At 63.4% G+C, this 6487-nt stretch carries 6 protein-coding genes; all 6 read right to left on the bottom strand.

The window, feature by feature from the left end; all coding sequences use genetic code 11:
* Nucleotides 1-106: 106 nt before the first annotated feature.
* Entirely contained in the window at nucleotides 107-553 is a 447-nt protein-coding gene (locus AC0L21_RS13515) for a c-type cytochrome (protein WP_473262118.1), read from the bottom strand.
* A 166-nt stretch (nucleotides 554-719) separates the two neighbouring features.
* Complete coding sequence (locus tag AC0L21_RS13510) at nucleotides 720-3029, bottom strand: xanthine dehydrogenase family protein molybdopterin-binding subunit (RefSeq protein WP_473262116.1); 2310 nt, start codon at nucleotides 3027-3029, stop codon at nucleotides 720-722.
* 137 nt (nucleotides 3030-3166) lie between these two features.
* On the bottom strand, nucleotides 3167-3691 hold the full coding sequence (locus AC0L21_RS13505; protein WP_473262113.1) for a GNAT family N-acetyltransferase: 525 nt from the start codon (nucleotides 3689-3691) through the stop codon (nucleotides 3167-3169).
* A 42-nt stretch (nucleotides 3692-3733) separates the two neighbouring features.
* Nucleotides 3734-4012: a DUF1127 domain-containing protein gene (locus AC0L21_RS13500; protein ID WP_473262110.1), complete on the bottom strand. Its 279-nt coding sequence runs from the start codon at nucleotides 4010-4012 to the stop codon at nucleotides 3734-3736.
* A 299-nt stretch (nucleotides 4013-4311) separates the two neighbouring features.
* Entirely contained in the window at nucleotides 4312-4728 is a 417-nt protein-coding gene (locus AC0L21_RS13495; protein ID WP_473262105.1) for an SRPBCC family protein, read from the bottom strand.
* A gap of 163 nt (nucleotides 4729-4891) precedes the next feature.
* A complete protein-coding gene (gene murJ / locus AC0L21_RS13490; protein WP_473262103.1) occupies nucleotides 4892-6418 on the bottom strand; it encodes a murein biosynthesis integral membrane protein MurJ in 1527 nt (508 codons plus the stop codon).
* Nucleotides 6419-6487 lie beyond the last annotated feature (69 nt).

The following is a 6487-nucleotide window of genomic DNA, read 5'->3' as shown; positions in this document are numbered from 1 at the left end:
CAAGTAGCCCGGATGGAGCGAAGCGCAATCCGGGGCAGTCTGTCAGCTCGGATGGATTTCCCGGATTGCGCTGCGCTCCATCCGGGCTACTTGCTTCTTGTGCGCCTCAACCGTTCTTCACACGAAACGTCTCGTGGCAGCCGCCGCATTCCTTGCCGACCGCGGGGAAATTCGCCTTCAGCGAGTCGATATCCTTGATCTTGCCCTTGGCCTCGGCGACGACCTTGGCGAAGCTCGCGACCTTGGCGTCGAAGCCGGCCTTGTCCTCCCAGACCTTCGGCGAGGCGCTGTAGTCGCCCTCGGGCTTCATCCCCTTTGCGCTCGCCGGAAACAGGTTCGGCAGCTTCTTGGCGGTGTCCTCGAACTGCGCCAGCGCGCTGTCCACCGTGGCCTGATCGTAGGGCTTCTCGCCCTTGACGATCGCCGCCACCGCGCCGGCGTTCTTGCCGTTGGCCTTCATCAGCATCTGGACCTCCTTGACGGAGTCCTGCTGCGCCCAAACCGCGCCCATACCGAGCAAAAGCGCGCCCCCAACAACCAACACTCGCTTCATTCGCAAAATCCCTTTCCTTGATGCAGGATCGTGCTGACCCTCAATGGGCCAACCCCGCTCGGCAGATTTCATTCCGTGAAAGGCGCGACGATAAATCGTCGCGCCCTTATTAGTTGCGCATGATCTTGTCGGAAAACCGCTCCACACTTTTCCGGATCATGCGAGATCACAGGCTGTGACGGCGATGGTGCTCGTTGACGGCGATCCACACCCGCTCCGGCGTTGCCGGCATGTCGATGTGGTCGATCTTGTACTCGCGCCAGAGCCCGTCGACGATGGCATTGACGACCGCCGGGCAGGACCCGATCGCGCCCGCCTCGCCCGCCCCCTTCACCCCCAGCGGATTGGTCTTGCAGGGAACGTTGGCCGTCTCGAACACGAAGGCCGGCCCGTCCGCCGCGCGCGGCAGCGCATAGTCCATGAAGGTCGCGGTGACGAGCTGGCCGTCGCCCGCGCCATAGACCGCCTGCTCCATCAACGCCTGCCCGATGCCCTGCATGGCGCCGCCATGGACCTGGCCGGCCAGCAGCAGCGGATTGAGCGTCATGCCGAAATCGTCGACGATCACGTAGTTGACGATTTTGATGATGCCGGTGGCCGGATCGATCTCGACCTCCGCGACATGGGTGCCGTTCGGATAGGTGCCGTCGGCACTGGCGAAGGTCGCGCTCGCATTGAGCTTCGACGGATCGACGCCGGGACGCTTGGCGAGATCGGCGAACGAAATCGAACGGTCGGTGCCGGCGATGCGCACGATGCCATCGGTGATCTCGAGGTCGCCGGCACTGGCTTCCAGCGCCTGCGCGGCGATCTCCTTGAGCCGCGCGCCGAGTTCGCGGGTCGCACGCTCGACGCTGACACCGCCTGACGGGATCGAAGCCGAGCCGCCGGTCCCGAGGCCGGTGGCGATCATGTCGGTGTCGCCCTGGTGGACGTGCACGCGCTCGGGCGCCACGCCGAACTGCTCGGCAACGATCTGCGCATAGGCGGTCTGATGGCCCTGCCCGCTCGACTGGGTGCCGATCAGGACAGTGATATCGCCATTGGGATCCATCCGCACATTGGCGGTCTCCTCGCCCATGGTGCCGCACACCTCGACATAGCTCGCAAGTCCGATGCCGCGGATCAGGCCGTTCTTCTTGGCCGCCTTGGCGCGCTTGCCAAACTCCTTCCACTCGGCGATCTCCATCGCGCGCTTCAGATGCGCGGCGAAGTCGCCGGAATCATAGACCTTGCCGGTCGCGGTCTTGTACGGCAGCGCCTTCGGCTGAATGAAATTCTTGCGGCGGATGGCATCCGGCGTCATGTCGAGTTTTCGCGCGCAGGCGTCCACCAGACGTTCGATGACGTAAGCAGCCTCGGGCCGTCCGGCACCACGATAGGCATCGACCGGCACGCTGTTGGTGAAGATGGTACGCACCCGGCAGTGGAACGCCTGGATGTCGTAGAGGCCCGGCAGCATGCCGGCGCCGCCATGCGGGATATAGGGCCCGAAGGTCGACAGATACGCGCCCATGTCGCCCATCAGGTCGCAATCCATCCCGAGGAACTTGCCGTCCTCGGCCAGCGCCATCTTCGCGGTGGTGACGTTGTCACGGCCCTGCGCGTCGCCCATGAAATGCTCGGTGCGATCGGCCGCCCATTTCACCGCCTTCTTCAGCTTTCGCGCGGCGACTGCCAGGAGGGCGTATTCCCGATAGGGAAACAGCTTCGTGCCGAAGCCGCCGCCGACATCGGGGCAGATCACGCGCATCTTGTCGGTCGGAATGTTGAGCACGTTCTGGCAGAGGATGTCGCGCAGGCGATGGCTGCCCTGGCTGCCGACCGTCAGCGTCAGATGGTCGCGCTTGGCGTCGTATTCGCACACCGCCGCGCGCGTTTCCATGAAGTTCGCGACCACGCGCGGATTGACGATCGAGATCTCGGCCACCGCATGCGCTTTGGCAAACGCCGCTTCGGTCGCTTTCTTGTCACCGATCGAGACATCGAACAGCACGTTGCCGGGCTTGTCCGGCCAGACCTGCGCGGCGCCCTTCTTGACGGCGTTGACGACGCCGGTCACTGCCGGCAGTGGGCTCCATTTGACCTCGATTGCCTCGATCGCGTCACGGGCCTGGTCGATAGTCTCGGCGACGACGAAGGCGATGGAATCGCCGACATGGCGAACCTCGTCCTTGGCGAGGATCGGGTAAGTCGGGCCCTTGAACGGGTCGGTCTCGAGATTGAACAGGCACGGCAGGTCGCCGAGATCGGCGACGTCGGCCGCGGTCAGGATCAGCGCGATGCCGGGAAGGCTGCGGGCGCGGCTCGCATCGATGGTGTATTTGGCATGCGCATGCGGCGAGCGCAGCATCAGGCAGCGCAAAGCGGCCTGCGGCGCATAGTCGTCGGTATAGCGGCCCTTGCCGCGGATGAGCGCGTCATCCTCCTTGCGCAACACGCTTTGGCCGACGCCGAACTTGATAGGGGCTGCCATTTTCTCATCCCGTTTCGCATGGTTGTTTTGCCGGCATATTGCCGTGGAAAAACTGGCAAGGCAAACGGGTTTAGGCGGGCCGCGCCTGTCAAGGCCGATGATTCGAAGCCGCCCTCGGGGCTTCGGGCGACCCGCCCTCAATTGCTGAATTTCCTGACCATGAGGTATTTGTCATACGTCATATGACCTATGCGGACTGCAGCGGGATCCGTGCCGTAGACCTCGAATCCGTTGCGCTTGTAGGTCCTGATTGCAGCGGTTGCTTCGACCAGGACCTCAAGATGTACCTGCTCGACGCGTGCCTCGGCATGGGCAAGAAGCTCCTTGACGAGTCGATCTGCGATTCCTTTACCTCGGCCGTCTTCCCTCACGTAAACCGTGAAGATGTGCCCCCTGTGCTGCGACCAAAGAGCTGGCGACACGTAGAAGCCCGCGACTCCGATCAGATTTCCCCGCCAGAAGGCCCCAAGGATCGCTCCGCTGAGCCAATGCCGATAGGCAGTCAGCATCGCCTCTCCGCCTTCGTCCTCTTCAGCAGAACCAAACGTTTGAGGGTGCGTCCGAAGCGCCTCCGCGCGAATGTCGCGAAAGATCTCCAGGTCGTCGACAGTCAATCGTCGGATGTCCGCGTCCACGTGGGCAGCGGCCGAATGTGGCGTCATGATCGCCGTCCTTCTAGTGCCTCAGCTAGGATTTATCGTCATTTACATCACACCACGGCCCCACGGCTGCGACGCGCGATCTCTCAGCGCATCGATAGCCCGCTCCGGCGTGAAGTAGTCGATCTCGCCGCGCGTTAGGCCGATATCCATCAGCTCCCGGTCACTCAGGTCCCGCAAGGAGATTTGTGGGCCCTGCCGCCAGCGCCAGTCCTGGAGCGCACGCCAGTATCGCGCGAGCAAGCCTAGAATGCTGCGCGTCGATGCAAGTTCGAGGGGGAGCCCCTCGGCCTCGGATGTGATGTTCGTCTGTTGGGGTGGCATCGCATGCTCCTGCTGTTGTGCCGGCAGGGAGCGTGGCCAAACAAAAGGCCCCGTCCGATGCCGGCGGGGCCTGGTGGAAAAGATGTCGTCGTCGAATTCTAGCGCGCGACTCCTTCCACGGCCCAGCCGAAGCGGGTCATGTGAATGCAGTTGAGTTTGCGCACTGATTTGATCATCCGCTGCGATTACCACAGCAATCGCGCAAAATCAAGAGATGTGTGGAGGTTCGCTGCATCCTGGAGGCGAGTCCCCACCTGAGGGTGCCGGGCGCCGAAGCCGACGACGCCCGTCAACGCCCTTCACGACTTCGTCTGCTTCGCTTCCACGTAGCGTGCGAAGTTGTCGAGGATGGCCTGCCAACCGCCTTGCTGCTGCTCGACCGAGTGCGTCGATTCGCCATCGAAGACAACCCGGACCAGAACGCCCTTCGGGCCAGGCACAAACTCGACTTCGGCTTTTCGCTCGCCGAACGCGTATTCGATCCGCTTGTGCTCGATGATTGTCGTGTAGGTACCGGCGAAGTCAAAACCCATGCTGCCGTCCTTGGCCTCCATGCGAGATGAGAAGACACCGCCTTCTCGCAGGTCGACGGTCGCCTTGGTCGTATGCCAGTCGTCGGACGCGGCGTTCCACTTCATGATGTCGGCCGGCGTCGTATAAGCGCGCCAGACCTGATCGATGGGGGCTGCTACGTTGGTTTCGACGGTGATCCTCATAAACAGTGCTCCTGGTTCGATTTTTGCCGGCTCAAGGTGACGGCATCACGTCAATTGTGCGGGGTCCATCCGCCGCACTTCCGAGATGTGTCCATCCAAGGACGATCGAGACTGGCCCATGCCGACAGGGTCGAGCCGTCAATGCGTTGAAAATATGAAAAAGTTAACCCCGCACCAGTGAGACCAGCCAGCGGCGGCCGAACAGCGCGAGGATGGCGAGCGCATAGACGATCGTGCCCCCGACGGCCAGCAGAAGCAGCGTCAATTCGTCCCGGAAGTGCATCGACCCCAACCAAGGACCGCTAAAGCGCGCGATGAGCCAGAAGGCGGCGGCCAGGATGATCCCGGTCAGCAGAAATTTGGCGAGCGACAACAGCCAGGCGCGGTCCAGCACGAGAAAGCCCCGCCGCACCGCGAAGAACAGCACCAGCAGCAGATTGGTCCAGACGCCGACGGCAGTGGCCAGCGCAAGCCCGATCTGGGCAAGCGATCCCATCAAGGCGACCTTGAGGGCGACGTTGACCGCGATGCCGGTCAGCGACGCCCGCACCGGCGTCGCCGTGTCCTTGCGCGCGTAGAAGGTCGCGACCGCGCTGCGGATCAGCACGAAGGGGATCAGACCGATGGCATAGGCCGCGAGCGTGGCGCCGGCAGCGGCGGCATCGGCTTTCGAGAACGCGCCACGGGCGAACAGCGCGCGCATGATCGCATCGGGCACGGTGAGGAAGGCGGCGACAAACGGCACCGAGAACAGCAGCGTGAAATCGAACGCACGGCGCTGCGCCTTCATCGCGCCGTCATGGTCGTTGGCCGTGATCCGCCGCGACATCTCCGGCAGCAGCACCGTGCCGATGGCAATGCCGATCACGCCGATCGGGAGCTGGTTGAGACGGTCGGCATAATAGAGTGCCGACAGAGCGCCCGCCGGCAGGAAAGTCGCGATGATGGTGTCGGCAAACAGCGCGAGCTGCGTGCCCATCGAGCCCAGCGTCGCCGGCCCGAGTGCCCTAAAGAATGCGCGGACGTCTTCGTCGAGCTTGAGCGGCGCAAAGCGCGGCAGACCGCCATGGCGGGCGAGATCGCCGGCGAGCAAGAAATACTGCAAAAAGCCCGAGATCAGGACACCCCAGGCGGCGGCGTGGCCCGCGCTGGGAAACCAGGCGGCGAGCGCCAGCGTCATCATCATCGAGATGTTGAGGAAGATCGAGGCGGCCGCGGCGCTGGCGAAGCGCTGCATCACGTTGAGCATGCCGCCATAGAGCGTCACCAGCGTGATCAGCAGCAGATAGGGAAAGGTGATCCGGGTCAGCTCGATCGCGAGCTTGCGCTGCTCGGCGTCCTCGGAAAAGCCGGGCGCCAAAATGCTCATGGCCTGCGGCATGAACAGCCAGGCGACGATCAAGAGCACCACCTGCGAGGCCAGCAGCAGCGTAAAGATGCGGTCGGCGAACAATCTTGCCGCCCCCTCCCCGCGCTCGCCATGGACGTGCGCATAGGCCGGCACCCAGGCGGCGTTGAAGGCTCCCTCGGCGAAGATCGCGCGGAAATGATTGGGCAGCCGCAGCGCCACGAAGAAGGCGTCGGCCACGGGGCCGGCGCCGAGAATCGCCGCGAGCATGATGTCGCGGGCAAATCCCGTCAGCCGCGAAAGCAGCGTGTAACCACCAACCGTGAAGATACGTCCGAGCATGCGCCTGTTTTAGAGACTTATCGAACAGAGGTCGATTGCATCTTGCGATGCGCATTGCTGTGCCCTCTC

Source organism: Bradyrhizobium sp. WSM4873, assembly GCF_055811355.1.
The sequence above is the reverse complement of the archived record's forward strand: the minus strand, read 5'-3'. Positions and strand labels throughout refer to the sequence as shown.